The 2094-nt window shown below is 72.0% G+C and carries 2 protein-coding genes; one reads left to right on the plus strand and one right to left on the minus strand.

The window, feature by feature from the left end:
- Nucleotides 1-1136 (plus strand): SMI1/KNR4 family protein (locus D7V93_RS42195; RefSeq protein ID WP_147451650.1); only part of this gene is annotated, 1136 nt, incomplete at its 5' end.
- A 33-nt stretch (nucleotides 1137-1169) separates the two neighbouring features.
- Here the strand turns inward: D7V93_RS42195 and D7V93_RS42200 are convergent.
- A partial coding sequence (locus D7V93_RS42200; protein ID WP_120648586.1) for an alpha/beta hydrolase family protein occupies nucleotides 1170-2094 on the minus strand: 925 nt, incomplete at its 5' end.

Consider the following 2094-nt stretch of genomic DNA (forward strand, 5'->3'; position numbering starts at 1 on the left):
GCCCCACGCAGGAGCAACTGGAGCAGTTCGAGCGCAGCCTTCCGCATCCCCTGCCCGCCGACTTCAGGGCGGTCCTGGTCCGGTACAGCGGTGGTGCGGACCTGGGCCCCTGTTCCACCGGCCTGCGGGACGGGCTGGAACGGGAGGTGCGGATCGACACGCTCCATGGCCTGCGGGAGGGGGCCTTGGACGCGCTCGAGTACGGGGACAAGCACATCCCGTCCGACGTGCTGGTCTTCTCGCATCAGTACGGCACCATCAACCGCTTCGGCATCCAGCTCGCGGACCGACCGGAGTCTCCCCGGGGAACGGTCTGGTTCTTCGACAGCGACGCGCCCACCGAGACCGAGGACCTGTACGTCCCGTCAGCGTGCGCGGCGTCCTTCAGCGCGTTCCTCGCCCAGCTCACGCCGCTGGTGGAGGCCGTCCCTGATCCGGAGGCGTCGGACTCAGCGCCAGGCTCCTCCTGGCACCCTCCCGAGGTGCGCGAGAAGGCCCCCGCGGACGCACCCACGCCCGAGAAGCCGCTCGTCCTCGCGGGCCAGGCCCATGCGGTCGTGTCCGCGCGCCTGGGCATCCAGGTCAACACCTGGATCCCGGACGCGGAGTGGCGCGCGTACGGCTACCATCCGGACCGGGCCACGGTGCGGTACTGGCTGGAGCTCGAGGGCGCCGACCAGGAAGGCGAGGATGGCGCGCCCGCACCCGGCGCACAGGACCTCCCGGTGGCCCGGGCGAACGGAGGGCGGCATCCGACGCTCGCGGAGTGGTCGACGCTCGTCGTCGGTCCGGAGGGGGACTGGGACGCGTGGTACGGCAACGACGCGCCGGCCCTCGTGGAGAACCGGCTGACGGTGCTGGGCCGCTCCGGCGCGGACCTGATGCTGCGCTGGGAGGCGAGCTATTCGGAGTACGGGCACGACCTCACCTTCCTCTTCGAAGGTCCGGTCCGCTTCGACGGGATCCGCTTCGACGTGGAGGACCCCGCGGACATCGAGCGGGTGCTCGCGTCCGCGTTCGGCGGCGCTCACCGCCCCGGGGAGTGGACGCGGCAGGTCGGCGAGCGACGGAGCCTGGGGGCGGCTCCCGCGCGCTCCGTCCTCCCGGTCACGCTCGTGCCCCACGACGCCTCCTGAACGGCGGAGCGAGCTTCGGGAGGCGGGCGTCCCTCAGGGCAGGTGCACGACGAGCTCCACCTCCGGGTGCTCGGCGGAGGGCCCGTCCAGCAGGGGCGTGGGGCGTGCGCGCACGTGCTTGTCGAAGAAGGCGCGCACGTAGGTGTTCACCAGGGTGAAGGCGCGCTGCCCGTCGAGGGTGCCCAGTTGGTACTCGGTGGCGGTCGCCTGCGGCGAATAGAAGCGGATCAGGGGCAGGGCGAGCACGAGGTCGCTGAAGGTGAGGTGGCCGGCTCCCTGGAGGTCCAGGTCGTAGCCCGTGGCGCCCAGATGCTGGAAGAAGAGGCCCCGGCTGGGGTCGCTCTCCGCGCCCTCGCTGTTCATCACGAGGAAAGGGACCTGGACCTGCACCTCCAGGTTCCCGTGGAAGGTACCGTCCTGGTTGAGTCCCGCATGGACGCGCGCATCCGTGCGGCAGAGCTCCGCCGCCGCCGAGCCGCCGAAGGAGTGGCCGAACGCGCCGATGCGGCCCAGGTCCAGCCTCCCGGTGAAGCGCCCCGCCGGGTCGCTGGAGTCCAGCGCCGTCAGCCGGTCGAGCACGAACCGCGCGTCCGCCGCCCATTGGGCCTGGACGCGCGTGTTCAGGGCGGGGTCGAGAGGGGTGAGCTGGACGAGTTCATCCACCACGCGGCCGTCCGGGAAGACCAGCGGGCCGCCTCCCCGGGTATGGGAGATGGCCACCACCACGTAGCCCTGGCTCGCCAGCTCCTCCGCGACCCCGCTGTACAGCGCCGTCGCCGTGCCGTAGCCGTGGGAGAAGAGCAGCACGGGGAACCGCTCTTCCCCGTCGGCCAGGGGCACGCCGCGAACCGCACCGGCGAAGAAGAAGCTGAAGAGCGACGGCGGCAGCCCGTCCCTCCAGGCGACAAGCTCGCCCTCGCGCCACGTGAGGAAGTAGGAGGCGGGTTGGGCCTGGGGG

This window comes from Corallococcus llansteffanensis, from assembly GCF_003612055.1.
Classification (GTDB): domain Bacteria; phylum Myxococcota; class Myxococcia; order Myxococcales; family Myxococcaceae; genus Corallococcus; species Corallococcus llansteffanensis.